This is a genomic window from Castellaniella sp., from assembly GCF_049671645.1.
Classification (GTDB): domain Bacteria; phylum Pseudomonadota; class Gammaproteobacteria; order Burkholderiales; family Burkholderiaceae_B; genus Castellaniella.
This window is the reverse complement of sequence record NZ_JBATVG010000013.1, coordinates 167,346-183,910: the sequence shown is the minus strand read 5'-3', so window position 1 is coordinate 183,910 and position 16,565 is coordinate 167,346. Positions and strand designations below refer to the sequence as shown.

17 protein-coding genes and 1 tRNA gene are annotated in these 16,565 nt (G+C 64.8%); 12 read left to right on the top strand and 6 right to left on the bottom strand.

The genetic code is table 11. From position 1 onward, the window contains the following. The first annotated feature begins 19 nt into the window (after positions 1-19). From WBG56_RS04515 to WBG56_RS04505, 3 genes are all read left to right on the top strand, one after another. Positions 20-784: a LamB/YcsF family protein gene (locus WBG56_RS04515; RefSeq protein WP_424265650.1), complete on the top strand. Its 765-nt coding sequence runs from the start codon at positions 20-22 to the stop codon at positions 782-784. Then, positions 781-2,448 (top strand): 5-oxoprolinase/urea amidolyase family protein, encoded by a 1,668-nt coding sequence (locus tag WBG56_RS04510; RefSeq protein WP_424265648.1) that lies wholly within the window; start codon positions 781-783, stop codon positions 2,446-2,448. The genes WBG56_RS04515 and WBG56_RS04510 overlap by 4 nt, the downstream gene beginning before the upstream one ends. Before the next feature lie 85 nt (positions 2,449-2,533). After that, positions 2,534-3,010 carry a hypothetical protein gene (locus WBG56_RS04505; RefSeq protein ID WP_424265646.1) on the top strand — a complete coding sequence of 159 codons (477 nt, stop codon included), beginning with the start codon at positions 2,534-2,536 and terminating at the stop codon, positions 3,008-3,010. A gap of 12 nt (positions 3,011-3,022) precedes the next feature. Here the strand turns inward: WBG56_RS04505 and WBG56_RS04500 are convergent, their stop codons facing one another. Continuing rightward, complete coding sequence (locus WBG56_RS04500; protein ID WP_424265644.1) at positions 3,023-3,964, bottom strand: DMT family transporter; 942 nt, start codon at positions 3,962-3,964, stop codon at positions 3,023-3,025. Between the two features lie 218 nt (positions 3,965-4,182). Between WBG56_RS04500 and WBG56_RS04495 the strand changes: the two genes are divergently transcribed. The 5 genes from WBG56_RS04495 (at position 4,183) to WBG56_RS04475 (ending at position 9,580) form a co-directional block, all read left to right on the top strand. Next, the gene (locus tag WBG56_RS04495; protein ID WP_424265642.1) at positions 4,183-5,298 is read left to right on the top strand and encodes a TRAP transporter substrate-binding protein; all 1,116 of its coding nucleotides are present in this window, start codon (positions 4,183-4,185) and stop codon (positions 5,296-5,298) included. Positions 5,299-5,345: 47 nt separating this feature from the next. Continuing rightward, complete coding sequence (locus WBG56_RS04490) at positions 5,346-6,533, top strand: CaiB/BaiF CoA transferase family protein (protein ID WP_424265640.1); 1,188 nt, start codon at positions 5,346-5,348, stop codon at positions 6,531-6,533. An 85-nt stretch (positions 6,534-6,618) separates the two neighbouring features. Beyond that, positions 6,619-7,215 carry a TRAP transporter small permease subunit gene (locus WBG56_RS04485; protein ID WP_424265638.1) on the top strand — a complete coding sequence of 199 codons (597 nt, stop codon included), beginning with the start codon at positions 6,619-6,621 and terminating at the stop codon, positions 7,213-7,215. After that, positions 7,215-8,864, top strand: a complete 1,650-nt coding sequence (locus tag WBG56_RS04480; protein ID WP_424265718.1) for a TRAP transporter large permease — start codon at positions 7,215-7,217, stop codon at positions 8,862-8,864. Before WBG56_RS04485 ends, WBG56_RS04480 begins: the two co-directional genes overlap by 1 nt. Positions 8,865-8,914: 50 nt before the next feature. Further along, the gene (locus WBG56_RS04475) at positions 8,915-9,580 is read left to right on the top strand and encodes a GntR family transcriptional regulator (RefSeq protein ID WP_424265636.1); all 666 of its coding nucleotides are present in this window, start codon (positions 8,915-8,917) and stop codon (positions 9,578-9,580) included. A gap of 84 nt (positions 9,581-9,664) precedes the next feature. Here WBG56_RS04475 and WBG56_RS04470 read toward each other — a convergent pair. From WBG56_RS04470 to WBG56_RS04455, 4 genes are all read right to left on the bottom strand, one after another. After that, positions 9,665-9,741: transfer RNA gene (locus WBG56_RS04470), tRNA-Arg, on the bottom strand. A 144-nt stretch (positions 9,742-9,885) separates the two neighbouring features. Beyond that, on the bottom strand, positions 9,886-10,518 hold the full coding sequence (locus WBG56_RS04465) for a DNA-3-methyladenine glycosylase (RefSeq protein ID WP_424265634.1): 633 nt from the start codon (positions 10,516-10,518) through the stop codon (positions 9,886-9,888). Positions 10,519-10,523: 5 nt separating this feature from the next. After that, a complete protein-coding gene (locus WBG56_RS04460; RefSeq protein WP_424265632.1) occupies positions 10,524-11,567 on the bottom strand; it encodes an adenosine deaminase in 1,044 nt (347 codons plus the stop codon). A gap of 69 nt (positions 11,568-11,636) precedes the next feature. After that, positions 11,637-12,017 (bottom strand): DUF423 domain-containing protein, encoded by a 381-nt coding sequence (locus WBG56_RS04455; RefSeq protein WP_424265630.1) that lies wholly within the window; start codon positions 12,015-12,017, stop codon positions 11,637-11,639. Between the two features lie 109 nt (positions 12,018-12,126). On the opposite strand from WBG56_RS04455, the gene WBG56_RS04450 reads away from it, so the two are divergent. The 3 genes from WBG56_RS04450 (at position 12,127) to WBG56_RS04440 (ending at position 15,044) form a co-directional block, all read left to right on the top strand. After that, positions 12,127-13,770, top strand: coding sequence for an acyl-CoA dehydrogenase family protein (locus tag WBG56_RS04450; protein WP_424265628.1), 1,644 nt, complete (start codon positions 12,127-12,129; stop codon positions 13,768-13,770). A gap of 300 nt (positions 13,771-14,070) precedes the next feature. Beyond that, positions 14,071-14,544, top strand: a complete 474-nt coding sequence (locus WBG56_RS04445) for a thermonuclease family protein (RefSeq protein ID WP_424265626.1) — start codon at positions 14,071-14,073, stop codon at positions 14,542-14,544. Between the two features lie 2 nt (positions 14,545-14,546). Next, positions 14,547-15,044, top strand: coding sequence for a DUF1178 family protein (locus WBG56_RS04440; protein ID WP_424265624.1), 498 nt, complete (start codon positions 14,547-14,549; stop codon positions 15,042-15,044). A 26-nt stretch (positions 15,045-15,070) separates the two neighbouring features. On the opposite strand, the gene WBG56_RS04435 is transcribed toward WBG56_RS04440, so the two are convergent. Further along, on the bottom strand, positions 15,071-15,805 hold the full coding sequence (locus WBG56_RS04435) for an SDR family NAD(P)-dependent oxidoreductase (RefSeq protein WP_424265622.1): 735 nt from the start codon (positions 15,803-15,805) through the stop codon (positions 15,071-15,073). 157 nt (positions 15,806-15,962) lie between these two features. Between WBG56_RS04435 and WBG56_RS04430 the strand changes: the two genes are divergently transcribed. Continuing rightward, positions 15,963-16,526, top strand: a complete 564-nt coding sequence (locus tag WBG56_RS04430; protein WP_424265620.1) for a TetR/AcrR family transcriptional regulator — start codon at positions 15,963-15,965, stop codon at positions 16,524-16,526. Positions 16,527-16,565: the final 39 nt, after the last annotated feature.

Below are 16,565 nucleotides of genomic sequence, written 5' to 3'. Positions count from 1 at the left end.
GAAATGATAAGGAAACATCATGGACTTGAACAGTGATCTGGGGGAAAGCTTCGGCGCCTGGCGCATGGGCGACGATGCCAGCATGTTGGACATCGTCACCAGCGCCAACGTCGCATGCGGTTTTCATGCTGGGGACCCGGCCGGCATCCTGGATACCCTGCGCGCGGCGGCGGATCGTGGCGTGGTCATCGGGGCGCATGTGGCCTATCCCGACCTGGTCGGCTTCGGCCGCCGCAATATGGACCCGTCCAGCCGCGAACTGGTGGCCGACGTGATCTATCAGATCGGCGCCCTGCAGGGCCTGGCCGCTGCCGCCGGGACCCGGGTCGCGTACGTCAAGCCGCACGGCGCCCTGTACAACACGATCGCTCACGACGAGCGGCAGGCGGCGGACGTGATTGCCGGCATGCTGGCGCTGGACCCCGGCCTGGTCCTGATGGGGCTGGCAGGTTCGCCGTTGCTGGACTGGGCGCGGGCGCGCGGTCTGCGCGTGGTGGCCGAGGCCTTCGCCGACCGGGCTTACACGCCCGCCGGGGCGCTGGTGTCGCGCCGCGAGGCGGGCGCCGTGCTGCACGATCCTGCCCAGGTCGCCGACCGCATGCTGGACCTGGTCCGCACGGGCGAAATCACCGCCATCGACGGCAGCCGTGTGCGCCTGCAGGCCGACTCGATCTGCGTGCATGGCGACAGCCCGGGCGCTGTCGCCCTGGCGCGCGCGGTGCGGCAGCGGCTCGAGTCCTCCGGTGTCGCCCTGACGCCGTTCGTGGATGTGCGGGCAATATGATTTCTCCGCGCTGTCTGCCGGCCGGTGACGGCGCCGTGTTGGCGGAACTCGGTTCGCTGGACGAGACTCTGGCGCTGTTCCAGGCTCTGGGCGCCTGGCCCGCCGGCGTGGAGGACGTGATTCCCGCCGCTCGCACGCTGCTGGTGCTGTTCAGCCCGTCCGTCCTGACGGCCCGGGAGGTTGCCGCATGGCTGCAGCGGATCGCCGCAGCCATGCGGGCGCGGACCGAACCGTCGACCACGCGCCCGGTGACGAACCGGGCGAGGACCGCCGTCCGCCGCGTGGAGATCCCCGTGCGCTACGCGGGCGAGGACCTGGAAGCGGTCGCCGACCTGCTCGGCCTGACGCGTGCCGAACTGATCGAGCGCCATACCGGCAGCGACTATCTGGCGGCTTTCGCCGGGTTTGCGCCGGGTTTCGTTTACCTGGCGGGCGGCGATCCCTGTTTCCATGGCGTGCCCCGGCGCGGCGCGCCGCGCGTGCGCGTGCCGGCAGGGTCGGTGGCGGTGGCCGGGGATTTCAGCGCCGTCTATCCGTCCGACAGCCCGGGCGGCTGGCAATTGCTGGGCGAGACGCCCTGGCGCATGTGGGATATGGATCGGGCCGAACCGGCGCTGGTGCAACCGGGCTTCCAGGTCCGTTTCCGCGATCTGGACGCCCCCGGGACCGTGCGCAGTTTGCCCGCCGCTGCGAGGACGAAGTCTGCGCCGCCGCCCAGTGTGGCCGATGCTGCTGCGCCCGATGCGCCGACGGCCTGCGAGGTGCTGGATACGGGCTTGCAGACCCTGATCCAGGACGAAGGCCGGCCCGGTCTGACGCGCCTGGGGGTTTCCCGGTCGGGCGCGCTCGACCGCCGGTCCATGCGCCGCGCCAATCGATTGGTGGGCAATCCGCCCGGCGCGCCGGTGTTGGAACACGCGCTGGGTGGATTGCGGCTGCTCTGCCACGGGCGGGCCGTGATGGCGGTGACCGGCGCCACGGCGCCGGTGGTCGTGACTTCGGCATCGGGCATGCGCCTGCCTGCGGCAGCCGGCCATCCCATCGTGCTGAACGAGGGAGACGAGCTGCGGATCGGCCGGGTACGCGCCGGCGTGCGCTGCTATGTGGCCGTTGCCGGCGGCTGGGCGGCGCGGCCCGTCCTGGGTAGTTGCGCCACCGACATCCTCGCCGGCATGGGCCCCGAGCCCCTGAGGCGGGGCGACCGGGTGTCGGTCGGCCGCCTGCTTCCGTTCGAGGACGGTCCGGTTGATGACAGACCTGTGTCCGATGAGGCCGATGCGCTTTGCGCGGGAGATCAGGTGACTTTCGATGTGGTGCTCGGCCCGAGGGATGACTGGTTCGACGCTGACACTCTGCGCCGGCTCCTGTCGCAGGACTGGGTCGTGACGCCGCAGTCCAACCGGGTGGGCATGCGGCTGGCCGGAGCCGAGCCCCTGGTGCGCGCGCGTCCCGGGGAACTGCCCAGCGAAGGAACCGTCGCGGGCGCTCTGCAGGTGCCGCCCAGCGGACAGCCTGTCCTGTTCCTGGCCGATCATCCGCTGACGGGGGGATATCCGGTCATCGCCGTGGTGCTGAGCGCGCAGTTGGACCGATTGGCGCAGGTGCCGGTCGGGGCCCGCCTGCGTTTCCGGTCCGCGCCGAACCCGCTTTCCGCGCCCGGGTAAAGACCGCCGCAATCCGGCCGTAGACTTCGTACATGGGGCCGCCAGCTGTGTTCCGCCTGCCGGGGTCCGCAGCCGGAGTGACGCCATGAATCCTCTCGATCCGCTTTCTTTCGCCATTCCGCCGCCGATCGGTCTTGCGCCGGCTGGCGGCAGGACGCCTGCCGGAGAGGCGTCGGCGGATGGGGCGTCTCCGGTCCGTTCGTCGATTTCCGACCTGGGACGGGCTTTGTCCGCGGCGTCGTCCAAGGTCGCGTCGAGCGCCTCGAACCGCTACCGGGACATCGACGATAGCGATCTGCCTGATGCCGTGAAGAACCTGCTGCGCATGATCCGCGACCTGCGGGAAAAACTGGCCGAACTGGCACGGGACTTGCGGGAAACCCAGGCTGACGAGGGGATGGATCCCGAGGTCAAGCGCACTCGCTTGCGGCAGATTCAGGCGCAGATGAGCGCGCTGAACGGCGCGCTCATGGCGGCCACCCAGAAACTATCCAGCCTGATGCGGGAGATGAAGCTGGACAAGGAACAGCAGATGAGCGCTGCGCAACTGGCGCTGGCGTAGCCGTCGGTCGGACTAGGCGTCCTGAGGGACCCCGGCCCGAGCGGCGCCGTTGCGGCGCCATTCGATGAATCCGATCGTGATGCCGCTGGCGCAGACGATGGCGATGCCCAGCCAGGACACGAGATCGGGAAATTGTCCCCAGATCAGCCAGCCCAGCGCGGCGGCGCTGACGATCTGGAAATAGACGAAAGGCGCCAGCAACGAGGCGGGCGCCCGCCGGTAAGCCTGGATTTGCAGGAAATGCCCCAGGCAGCCCCAGAACCCCGTGCCCATGAGCACCAGCCATTCGAATACCGACAGCCGCCCGAACAGCGCCACGATGTCCTGCCAGTAGACGGGCAGGGCCAGCGTCATGACGACGCTGCCCACGGCGCCGCTCCAGATCAGCGTCGTGTAGGGATCGTCGACCGCCACCCGGCGGGATGCGATGTATTGCGAAGCCAGCGCGCAGGCCGTCAACAGCCCGAACAGCGTGCCGGTCAGGTCCAGTCCCGAGCCCGGCCGCACCACCACCAGCACGCCCAGAAGCCCGACCCCCGCAGCCACCCAGCGCGACAGGAAGGGAGGTTCCTTGAGCGCCCAGGGCGCAATCGACAAGACGATCAGGGGCGCCAGGAAGTTGATCGCGGTAGCCTGGCCCAGCGGCAGGTAATGCAGCGTGGTGAAAAACAGCATGGTGGCGGCCAGCATGGACAGGCCGCGCGCAGTCTGGGCCTGTGGCCGGCTGCAGCGCAGTGCCTTCCATCCCCGGATCGGGATGATCGTGAGCATCGTCAGCGTCACGTGCACCCCGTAGCGCACCAGGCACACCACGAACAGCGTGACGCCGATGTCCTCGCCCATCAGGTATTTGCCGCTGGCGTCCAGTCCGGATAGCGCCCACATGGAGACGACCAGCAGCAATACGCCGGCCAGAATCTGGCGGGTAGCGGGGCTGGCGGGCGGTGGGGGCACGGGGGCGTCTCCGATGGCACGAGAGCCACACTATAGGCCACTTTCCGGTGCGGATGGTTGTCGGGCGCCCGTGTCCGTCATTGCGATGCTGGAGGGGCGCCGGCCTGCGTCGATATGTTGACATGGCAGAACACCGCTTTTATCATGCATACACTTTCAAAAAAAGTGTATGCACTTTATTGTGAAAGAAAATATCCAACAAACCAAAGGAGCGGGTCATGACAAAGGATGAGACGTCCAGGCGTGCATTCATACGAACCGGGTCGGCAGTGGCGATGGCGACAATGGCGGGAGCCGCCTTGCCCGTCAGCGCAGCGTCCGAGCCTCGAATCAAGTGGCGGCTGGTATCCAGCTTCCCGACGACACTTGATGTGATACACGGCGGCATCGAGCAGATTGGGCGGCGGGTCAAGGAATTGACCGATGGGAAGTTTGAGATCAGCGTGTTTCCGGCCGGAGAAATCGTTCCGGGCTATCAAGTCCTCGATGCCGTTCAGCAAGGTACGGTCGAGTGCGGGGTCACCTGTGGGTTCTATTATCTGGGCAAGCTCCCGGCCCTGGTGTTCGATACCTGCCTGCCCTTCGGGATGACGCCTCGCCAGCAGGACGCCTGGATGAGCTATGGCGGCGGCCTTGAACTGATGCGTGAGCTGTATGGCCAATTCGGCGTCCTGCAGTTCCCTTGCGGGGGGACGGGGGCGCAGATGGGCGGATGGTTCCGCTCGGAAATCAAAGGTGCGGAGGATCTCAAAGGCTTGCGTATCCGGACCCCGGGCTTTGTCAGCGAGGTCTATGCCAGGCTCGGCGCGGTGCCTCAGCAGATCGCCCATAGCGACGTCTATTCTTCCCTCGAGAAAGGCACGCTCGACGCGGTCGAGATCATTGGCCCGCACGACGACGAAAAACTGGGTTTGTGGAAGGCCGCCAAGTTCTATTACTCCCCCGGCGTGCTGGAGCTCGATGCGCAATTGAGTTTCATCGTGAACAAGAGTCGCTGGGACAGCCTGCCGCCCTCCTACCAGGCCGCGATCGCCACGGCGAGCGCGGAGTCTCGTTCCAGGATGATCGCGAAGTACGACGCCGTGAATATCGCGGCGCTGCGGCGGCTGCTCGCCAACGGCGTCAAGCTGCGCTACTGGCCCGAGGATGTCGTCAAGGCCATGTACAAGGCGACGGGGGATCTCTTGAGGGAAAAGGCGCAGGCCGATCCCCTGTTCGCGAAGGTCCACAAGAACTGGGAGGACTTCCGGTCGAGCCAGTCCCTGTGGTCGTCCATCAACGACGCCGCCGCCGAGCACTATGTCATGACGCTCGCTAAAACATCGGGCAAGTAAGTCCCCGATGCTTCGATATTGTGATTTGGATTAGTCATGGAGAAAAAATGACCACCGCCTTGCAAGGTATCAAAGTTCTGGAAATGACGCGGTTCATCGCAGGGCCGTATGCGGGCAGCGTGCTGGCGAGCCTGGGTGCGGACGTCATCAAGATCGAACCCCCGGATGGGGATGTGGTGCGCAGCTTCGGCCCGATGAAGGCGGGGGTTGGGCTTCCGTTCGAGATGATGAATCACAATAAGAAGGGGCTTGTCATCGATCTGAAGAAACCCGGCGGGCGGGAAGTCATCTACCGCATGGTCAAGGACGCCGACATCGTTCTGGAGAGCTCCCGCCCGGGGACCGCGGAGCGGCTGGGAGTCTCCTATGAGAGGCTGAGCGAGATCAATCCCCGGCTCATCTATTGCTCGATCTCCGGCTTCGGCCAGGACGGACCCTATCGCGGGCTGGGCGGTGTCGATATCGTGGCGCAGGCGATGGGCGGGCTGATGGGTATCACCGGCGAGCCGGGCGGCGAGCCCGTCAAGGTGTCCCAGCCCATCGCCGACTATGGCTGCGGCATGTGGGCGGTGATAGGCATTCTTGCGGCTCTCGCGGCCCGGCAGCACACGGGTCGCGGACAGCGTGTCGATTCCGCCTTGCTGGATACCCCGATCGCCTGGTCGCTCTGGGAGGCTTCCCGGTATTTCGGCCTGGGAGAAGTTCCCGAGCCGCTGGGGTCCTCGCATCGCAATGTCGCTCCGTACCGCGCCTTTCTCTGCGCCGATGGCCGGCATGTGGTCATCGGCGCGGCAAGCCAGGCGCTCTGGGAAAAGCTCTGTGAAGCTTTGGACGTGCAGGCCTTGCTCGCCGAGGAGCGTTTCAGCTCGCCGCCGCTGCGCGTGCGCCACCGGGCTGCTCTGGAGGCCGAGCTCAAGCCGCTGTTTCGCAGGAGAACGAGCGAGGCGTGGCTGTCCGTCCTGAATGCGGCGTCCGTGCCTTGCGGACTGGTGAAACGCTATGACGAGGCCGTCGATGATCCCCAGGTGAAGCGCAGAAAAATGGTCGCGGATGTCCATCATTCGAAGGCGGGCCCGCTCAGCATCCTGGACGTGCCCGTCTACCTGTCCGACACGCCGCGGGTGCCCGTGTCACAGGCGCCCGGTCTGGGCGAGCATTCGACGGAGGTGCTCGAGGGTTGGGGTTTCAGGGATGACGAAATCCAGGCGCTGCTGGCCGGGAACGTCGTGGTGTAAAGACGCGCGTCGCGCATGGACGGATCGAGCGCGGGCGTCGCGAGTCCCGCCCGATTCCGTCGGCGCTGCCCATAGGGGTTCTGAGATGAGAGCTTTGCTGTGTTTCTCTGAGTTCGTGGATCGCTTGTCCGCTCAGGTCGGGAAATGGGTGTATCGGCTTGTATTGATCACGGTTTTGATCAGTGCGTTCAATGCGGTCATCCGCAAGACGTTCAGGTATAGCTCCAATGGTTTGCTGGAGATTCAGTGGTATCTGTTCGCAGCCGTCTTTCTGCTGGGGGCGGGGTACACCCTGATGCGCAACGAGCATGTCCGGGTGGATGTGCTGGCGGGCCGTTTGTCCGGCCGAGCGCAGGCCTGGATCGACATATTCGGGACGATCTTCTTCCTCCTGCCCATGGTGATCTTGATCTGTTGGCTTTCCTGGCCTCAATTCGTAGAGTCGTTCGTGCGCGCGGAGGTGTCCTCGAACACAGGAGGCCTGATCATCTGGCCCGCTCGTTTGTTGATCCCTACTGGGTTTTTCCTGCTCGGCCTGCAAGGGCTCTCGGAACTGGTCAAGCGCGTCGCGTATTTGCGGGGCATGGGGCCTGATCCCCGGGATCTGACGGCCCGTGTGCCGGATGGCGCAGTCGAGAGCCGGGATGACCAAGGAGCGCATACGGAAGGGGATGCGGAATGATTCAGTTCCTGATTGAAAATATCGCGCCGCTGATGTTCGGCGCGCTGGTCATCGTCCTGTTGCTCGGTTATCCGGTCGCGTTTTCCCTGGCTGCCGTGGGGATCGGATTCGGTGCTCTGGGGATTCATCTAGGCTTGCTCGAGCCGTCGTTGGCGCAGGCCTTGCCTCAGCGGATATGGGGGATCATGTCCAACGACACCCTGCTGGCCATTCCCTTTTTCACCTTCATGGGCCTTATCCTGGAGCGTAGCGGAATGGCCGAGGACCTGCTGGATACGATCGGGCAGCTTTTTGGTTCGATACGCGGCGGACTGGCCTATGCGGTCATCTTTGTGGGCGCCCTCCTGGGAGCGACCACCGGCGTCGTCGCGGCCTCGGTCATTTCGATGGGGCTGATTTCCCTGCCGATCATGCTCCGCTACGGCTATGACCGGCGCTTCGCCTGCGGTGTGATTGCGGCTTCGGGCACGCTGGCTCAGATCATCCCGCCGTCGCTCGTGCTCATCGTCATGGCCGATCAACTGGGCCGGTCGGTCGGGGACATGTATGCGGGGGCCTTTCTGCCGGCGGCCCTTCTGGTTGCGCTCTATATCGCGTTTGCGGTCGGAGTCGCGGTGCTGAAGCCCGCCTGGGCGCCGGCGATGCCCGGAGACGCCGTCATGCTGCGGGAGTCCTCCGAACGGAGCGGCCTCAGGTCGCTGCTGGTGCTCGTCGTCCTGTCCACGGTCCTCTCGGTTGCCGTGGTGCAGACCCAGCTGCCCGGCGATACCCCCATGGACGAGAAGGTCGTCATTCTGGTCCTTTTGATTACCGCCATCTCTTTTCTGGCGGCGGCGCTGTGCCGCGTGCTGCGGCCGGGCCTGTTGTCCAGGCTGGCGGAACGGGCGATCTTTGTGCTCGTGCCGCCGCTGGTGCTGATCTTCCTGGTCCTGGGCACGATTTTCCTTGGCGTGGCCACTCCCACCGAGGGGGGCGCCATGGGAGCTGTGGGCGCGCTGGTCATGGCGATGTCCCGTAAGAGACTGTCCTGGAACTTGTTGAAGCAGGCCATGGATGTGACAGGGAAGCTGTCTACTTTTGTCCTGTTCATCCTGGTGGGCGCCCGTGTGTTCAGTCTGACGTTCTATGCGGTCGAGGGGCATCTCTGGGTCGAGAACCTGTTGCTTGGCCTGCCGGGCGCGCAGACCGGCTTTCTGATTGTCGTCAATGTTCTGATCTTCTTGTTGGCCTTCTTTCTGGATTTCTTCGAACTCGCGTTCATCGTCATTCCGCTGCTGGCGCCAGCGGCCGAAACGCTGGGCATCGACCTAGTCTGGTTCGGGGTGCTGATCGCGGTCAATCTGCAAGCGTCGTTCCTGCATCCGCCGTTCGGGTTTTCGCTGTTCTTCCTGAGGAGTGTCGCGCCCGACAAGGACTACATCGACAAGGTCAGCGGAAAGCGGACGGCGAAGGTGACCCTGGGGCAAATATACTGGGGAGCGATCCCCTTCATCCTGATCCAGATACTGATGGTCGTGATCCTCGTGGTATTCCCGGAAATCGTCATGGTCTACAAGAGCGGCGCTTCAACGGTCGATCCCGACACGATCCAGATCGAACTGCCTGCCCTCGATCGGATCGGCCCGATCACCGGACTGGGAGGAGACTGAGTGAGGTGTACGCCGCGATCCATTAAAATCCGTGATATGAAGAAGCAGATATGAAGAAGCAGCAGTCCGAAATCCTGCGCGATGCAATCGAGGAAATGGTTGCGACGGGCGAACTCAAGCCTGGTCAGTATCTCGAGGAAGGAGAACTGGCGAAAAGGTTCGAGGTATCGCGCACGCCGATCCGCGAGGCTTTATTGCAGCTCGGTTCAGTGGGTATTGTCGAAATACGTCCGCGCCGGCGTGCGCGCGTGGCGCAATTCGATCCGCCTTTGCTTGTCGAGATGTTCGAGGTGATGGCCGAGCTTGAAGCGATGTGCGGAAGGCTTGCCGCCCGGCGCATGTCGCCCGAGGATCTCGATGAATTGGCGCTCGCTAACGAGAACTGCCGCGTGGCGTTGTCGGAGGATCACCAGGATGCGTATTACTACGCCAACGAGAAGTTCCATGAACTGTTGTATGTCGCCAGCAGGAACCGTTGCTTGGCCGAGCAAGCCAGAAACCTGCACAGAAGGCTGCGGCCGTATCGCAGGCTTCAGTTGCGATTGCGGGCGCGAGTCAGCCAGTCGTTCGAAGAGCATTGCGCCATTGTGAGGGCCCTGCAGGAGCATGACGAAAAGGCGGTCGACCATCTGATGCGAACGCACATCACGATGCATACGCAACGCTTTTCCGAACTGATGGCGTTCCTCGCCTCGGTGGGAAATCACGAAGACTAATGTTTCTGTGGCGCAGTCAAAGAAAAACCGCCTAGGTTGTTGGCCCCTAGGCGGTTCTAACTAGCTGGTGAAGCTAGGTAATTCTGGCGCGGCTGGCAGGATTCGAACCCACGACCCCTTGGTTCGTAGCCAAGTACTCTATCCAACTGAGCTACAGCCGCTAAAGAGGCGTAAATATAACATGTTTTACTGAGACTGTCATATCGCACGCCGGTTTTCCGGTGGGTTTTCATAGCGCCATCGCGTGAACGCGCGGTGCCTGGGGAACCCGGGAAAGGGCAGAATCATACCACGATTATGCCCGGTCAGCGCGGCTTGCGTTTGACGGGCCGACGGCTGACGGCGGGGTGTCCGTCGACGTAGAACCGCAGGGGCTTGTCCGCCCATTCGCCGGCATAGTCCACGCCGATGCGCGGGCTGGTGGCAATGGCGGCGGGGGCGGGGGCCTGGTCCCTGGCCAGCCACAGCGTATCGCTGCACAGGTCCATGCCATAGTGATCCAGCGAGATGTCCATGGCCTTGCACAGGCGCCCGGGGCCGTTGGCGGCCGCCTCCAGGCCCGACACCGGCGCCAGCGCTCGCAGCAGCACTGCGGTGCCGCTGCCTTCTGGGCCGGTGACGGCATTGATGCAGTGGTGCATGCCGTAGATCAGGTAGACATAGGCGTGGCCCGGCGGACCGAACATGGCGCGGGTGCGGGCGGTGCGCCCGCGCGAGGTGTGGGCGGCCAGGTCGGTCGGGCCCAGGTAGGCCTCGACTTCCACGATGCGGCCGATGCGCAGGCCTGCGGGCGTGGCGTGCATCAGCAGGCAACCCAGCAGGTCCGGGGCGACCGTGATGGCCGGACGATCGTAGAAAGCGCGGTCCAGCCGTCGGCACTCGCCCTGGATGGCATCGGTGGGCAGGCTGAATTTTCCGGGATTGATCACTGTGGACATGACGTTCATCCCCGGCTGGCCGCGATCGCCAACTGATCCAGCCAGCGGGTTTTGTCGGCGGCAGGCAGGAACGAGGCCTGCAGGCTGTTGGCGGCCAGCGTGACCAGCTCGTCATGGGACAGGTCCAGGGCCTGGGCGCTGGCGACGTAGTTGTCCAGCACGTAGCCGCCGAAGTAGGCGGGATCGTCGGCGTTGATCGTGACCATGGCCCCGGCCCGCAGCAGGCGGGCCAGATTGTGCTCGGACAGGTCGCGCACGACGCCCAGCTTCAGGTTGGACAGCGGGCAGACGGTCAGGGGAATCCGGCGCTGGATCAGCGTCTGCAGCAGATCGGGGTCGTCGCTGCTGCGCACCCCGTGGTCGATGCGGGCGACCTTCAGCGTTTCCAGGGCTTCCCGGACATAGGCGGCCGGGCCTTCTTCGCCCGCGTGGGCCACCAGGTGGAAGCCCAGTTCCGCGCAGCGGGCGTAGACGCGGGCGAATTTCTCGGGCGGGTTGCCCCGTTCGGAGGAGTCCAGCCCGATGCCGACCCAGAGGTCGGCGTATTTCTCGCGCAGCGGCAGGGCGGCGTTCAGGGTCGCGAAGGCGTCTTCTTCGCTGAGATGACGCAGGAAACTGAGCAGCAGGTAGCCGCTGATGCCCAGGGTGTCGCGGGCCTCGCGCAGGGCGCTGGCCAGGCCGGCGAACACGGTGCCGATGGCGATGCCCCGGTGCGTGTGGGTCTGCGGGTCAAACATGAGTTCGACGTGGACCAGCCCATCGGCATGGGCCCGTTGCAGATAGGCCATGGTCAGGTCGTGGAAATCCTGTTCCGTGATCAGGACGCTGGCGCCTGCGTAATACAGATCCAGGAAGGACTGCAGATCGGTGAATTGGTACGCGGCCCGCACGGCATCGACGCTGGCGTAGGGCAGCGTCACGCTGTTGCGCCTGGCCAGGGCGAACATCAGTTCAGGTTCCAGCGTGCCTTCGATGTGCAGGTGCAGTTCCGCCTTGGGCAGCGCGCGTAGCCAGTCGCGCAGCGCGGGATCGCAGGGGGCTTGGAGCATGGGGGGTTCCGGTCAGAGAAACGGGAATTCATTATAGGACCGCCCCTGGCGCGTTCCGATGCCCCGCCGTCAGGCGGGCGCGCCCCGCCAGGCGGCCAGCGCCAGGGCCAGCCAGGACAGGATCAACAGCAAGCCGCCCAGCGGGGTGATGGCCCCCAGGCCCCGGATGCCGGTCAGGACCAGGGCGTACAGACTGGCGCTGAAGATCAGCAGGCCGGCCAGCATCAGGCCGCCGGCCCAGGCGGCAGGGGCGGGCGCCAGGCGGGACCACAGCGCGGCGATCAGCAACAGCCCCAGCCCGTGGACGATCTGGTAATGGGCCGCCGTGCGCCAGGTGTCCAGCAGATCCGGGGTGACCAGGCGCCGCAGGCCGTGGGCGCCAAAGGCGCCCGCAGCAACGCCCAGGGCCAGGACCAGGGCGCCGCACAGGATCAGGGAACGGGGGGTCATCGCGAACATCTCCGGAGAACAGTATGTCCCGATTGTATCGGGGCCTGTCCGCCGGCGTGAATCGCGGGTAGACTGGACCGGGGCATTGTGCCTATTCGGGGGTGCCAGCATGGCTGTTCAGGGCCTGTCGTCGGACACGCACCAGGTGGAAAACCAGGCGCCGGATCTGCCGGATTGCAACCTCTTTCTGGCCGATGCGGTTCTGATGCAGGGGGTGCGGCGCGAGGGCGGTCAGCACCATGAACCCGATCTTGAATCCTGGGGGCGGCGCCTGGGGCAGTCCGATCTGGCGCGCCTGGCGGCCGACATCAACCGGGCGTCCCCCGTTTTGCGCGCCTTCGACCGCACCGGTCACCGGATCGACGTGGTCGATTTTCACCCGGGCTGGTCGGAATTCCTATCCCTGGGTTTTGCCCAGGGCATGCATGGCAGCGCCTGGATCACGCCCGCCGATGGCGCCCACGTGGGCCGCGCGGCGCATTATCTGATGCACGGTCAGGTCGAGGCCGGCTCCCTGTGCCCGATCACCATGACCAGCGCCGCCATTCCCTTGCTGGCGCGCGAACCCTGGTTCGCCGATCTGCAGCCCAAGCTCGCCAGTCGCCGCTATGACGCCCGCGATCTGCCGGTCGCGGACAAGCAGTCTATGATGATCGGCATGGGGATGACGGAAAAACAGGGGGGATCGGACCTGCGCGGCAATACCAGTTGGTCGGAGCCCTCCGGCGATGGCTGGTTCCGCCTGACCGGTCACAAGTGGTTTTTTTCCTCGCCCATGTCCGACGCCCACCTGATGCTGGCTCGCGACGGCGACGGACATTCCTGCTTTTACGTTCCGCGCTGGCTGGACCGCGGGGTGCGCAACGGGGTCCGTATCCAGCGTCTGAAGGACAAGCTCGGCAACCGATCCAATGCCAGCGCGGAAGTCGAATTCGCCGGGGCTCTGGGGCGGCGGGTGGGCGAACCCGGACGCGGCATCGCCACTCTGGTGGAAATGGCCTCGTACACGCGCATGGATTGCGTGCTGGGCAGCGCTGCCCTGTTGCGCCAGGCCGTGGTGCAGGCCATCCATCATGCCCGCTACCGTCAGGCCTTTGGCCGCAGATTGATCGATCAGCCCCTGATGCGGCAGGTGCTGGCCGATCTGGCTCTGGAAAGCGAGGCTGCCACTACGCTGGCGTTGCGCCTGGCGCGGGCCTTCGACCATCCGGAAAATCCTGCGGAGCAAGCCCTGCGCCGCATCCTGACGCCTGCAGCAAAATTCTGGATCTGCAAACGCGCCATCGAGGCCGCCGCGGAGTGCATGGAGGTCTGGGGGGGCAATGGCTACATCGAGGACGGCCCGATGGCGCGTCTCTACCGGGAAGCGCCGGTGAATTCCATCTGGGAAGGTTCCGGCAACGTCATGTGCCTGGACGTGCTGCGGGCTGCCCGCCAGGCGGAGGCCCTGACGACCCAGGAAATCGATGCCCTGGCCCAGGCTCATGCCGATGAGCCTGCCTTGCGGGCAACGGCAGACAGGCTGCTGCGGGATCTGCGTCTGGATGCCGAGTCGCAGCAGGGGCGCGCCCGACAGATCGCGCAGGACCTGGTCTTGCTGGTGCAGGCGGATTTATTGTTGCGGCACGCGCCGGAATGCGTCTCGCGGGCATTCGTGGACAGCCGCCTGGTCGGGGGCGGCGGGCGTGTGTATGGCGCGCAGGCGCTGGATCTGGCCTCGGATGCTCTGTTGCAGCGGGCCTGGCCTGACTGATGTGACGGTGGCCGGGCGTCTGGGCCAGGCTCCGTTACAATGAGGCGTTCGATGGCTGCGCCTTGGGTGCGGCCTGTTTTTTACCGTTGGGCCTTATCCCAAGGGAACAGCGCCTCCTTCGGAGGCCGGCCAGCGGAGAATCTGTCCGCGCAGCCGTGGAGACCTCTTTTGCCAGCGAGCCGCTTTTTTCATTCCATATCGATACCCGGTACGCTCATCCGTCGGGTCGCGTCGGCGCTGCTGTTGGGCTCCGCCTCGCTGCTGGCCTGGTCCGGCGCTGCCGCGGCCGGAACTTACGCTTTGTCGGGACAAGTCGTGCAGGTCGCCGACGGCGATACGCTGACGCTGCTGGTGGGGCGTCAGCGGCAACGGGTCCGGTTGGCCAGTATCGATGCGCCTGAAACCGGCCATGGGCGCGCCCAGCCCGGCCAGCCCTATGGGCAGGCCGCGCGCAAGGCGCTGGCCGATCTGGTGGCCGGCAAGACTTTGACTTTGCGGTGTTATGAGCAGGATCAGTATGGGCGCGATATCTGCGACGTGCCGCTGGCCGATGGCCGGCAAGCCAATCGCCTGATGGTGGCCGGCGGCATGGCCTGGGCCAATCGGCAGGGCGGGGGAAAATACCTGCGCGACGCCGGCCTGGCGGATCTGGAACGCCAGGCTCGCCAGCAACGGCTGGGTTTGTGGCGCGATCCGAAGCCGGTGCCACCCTGGGAATGGCGCTGGAAATGCTGGAAGGCGCTTGAAACCGGGCACTCAACCCCCATCTGCTGATCATGGCACTCAAAGTATTCGATCTCGCGTGTGAACACGACCATGTTTTCGAAGGTTGGTTCACCTCTCAGGAAAGCTACGACGATCAGCGGGCGCAGGGGATGGTGCGTTGTCCGATCTGTCATAGCGACCAGATTACGCGCCGCGTGTCGGCGCCGCACCTGAACGTCAGTCATCTGCGCCGGGAAACCCCGCCTGCGCCCGATGTCGAGACCGCGGAATCATTCGCCCCGCAGGGCCGGGCAGCCGTGGCTGCGCCGTCCAGCGACCAGCTCACGCGCTTGCAGGCCGAGGTCCTGCGCCAGATCCGCCACATCGTGCGCCAGTCGGACGATGTCGGCGCCCGGTTTGCCGACGAAGCCCGGCGCATGCACAGCGGCGAAATCCAGGAGCGTCCGATCCGCGGCACCGCGTCCGTGGAAGAGTGCCGCGAACTGGCCGAGGACGGCATTTCCATCATGCCCATCCCCGACATCCTGGACGACGACCGCTTGCAGTAGATGCGGGAATGCGGCGCGGCGCGGGTTCAGATGGCCGAGGTGCCCCCGTCGACATACAGTTCCACTCCATTCACGAAGCTCGAATCGTCCGAAGCAAGAAACAGCGCGGCCGTCGCAATTTCCTCAGGACCGCCCATCTTTCCTCGCGGGACCAGGGATTCGAAATACCGCTTCGTCTCCTCGTCGAAGAGTTGCTCCTGGATGGGCGTGGCGATCTGCCCCGGGCTCAGCACGTTCACGCGGATATTCCTGCCCTTCAGTTCGTTGAGCCATCCGCGAGCGAATGCCAGCAGCGTTGCCTTGCTGGCCGCATACACGCTGAAGCCAGGAAAACCTTTGATCGAGGCAATCGACCCGGTCATGAAGATCGACCCGCCGTCGTTGAACAGCGGCAATGCTTTCTGGACCGTAAATAGCGTGCCGCGCGCATTGAGGTCGAAGGTCGCGTCGAAGTGCTGCTCGGTGATCTCGCCCAGGGGGACGGCTTCACCCGTGCCGGCGCTCGCATACAGGACGTCGATCTTGCCCTTTTTCCGCTTGACCGTATCGAACAGGCGGTCGAGATCATCGAGATTGGACGCGTCGCCGCGCACGCCGGTTACGTTCCGGCCGATCAGCTTGACGGCCTCGTCCAGCGCTTCCTGCCTGCGGCCCGTGATGAATACATAGGCGCCTTCTTCAACGAACCGCACGGCGCTCGCCAGAGCCATGCCGCTCGACCCGCCCGTGATGACTGCGACCTTTCCTTCAAGCTTTCCCATGATATTTCCTTTCGTAGTGTCGAACCACGTCTCTATTCCCATTTGCGCAAATGCGCTGTATCTTATGGATCAGTGGTTCAGATCTTGATGTGATGATTCGGGTCACTGATCCATTTAGAAAATATACGGATCACTGATCCGCTTGTCAAGAAAATCCATGCGAGCTGACGCCAGAAAAAATTACAACCATCTTCTTGCCGTCGCGCGTGAGGTCGTCTCCGAGCATGGCGCCGATGCGTCCATGCGAGATATCGCCCGCCGGGCCGATGTCGGGTTGGCCACGCTGCTTCGCCATTTCCCGACGCGAGAAGCCTTGTTCGACGCGTTGTTGCGTACGAATCTGGATGCGCTGACGCAGAAGGCGGGCGAACTGGAAACGTCGCAGCCACCCGACGAGGCGCTCGTGTCCTGGTTTCGCGAGGGGGTGGCGTTCGTCCACAGCTATAGCGGCGTCGTGGCCTTGATGGCGAATGCCCATGCGGACCCTGATTCCGCGCTGTACGCTTCGTGCTCGGCGGTGCATGCAGCGGGCGCGCGACTTCTGCTCCGCGCCCAGGCAGAGGGGGCGGCGCGCGCCGATATGAATGGGACCGACCTGTTCGCCCTGATGTCGGCGCTCGGCTGGCTTGTCGACCAACCCGCCTTCGCGCCACGCGCCGACTATCTCTTTCACGTCATCGCGGGCGCCATCCTGACAAATCGATCGGGCGATCTGAAATAAAAAAAGCCGGAGGACATGAGTGTCCTCCGGCTTTTATGG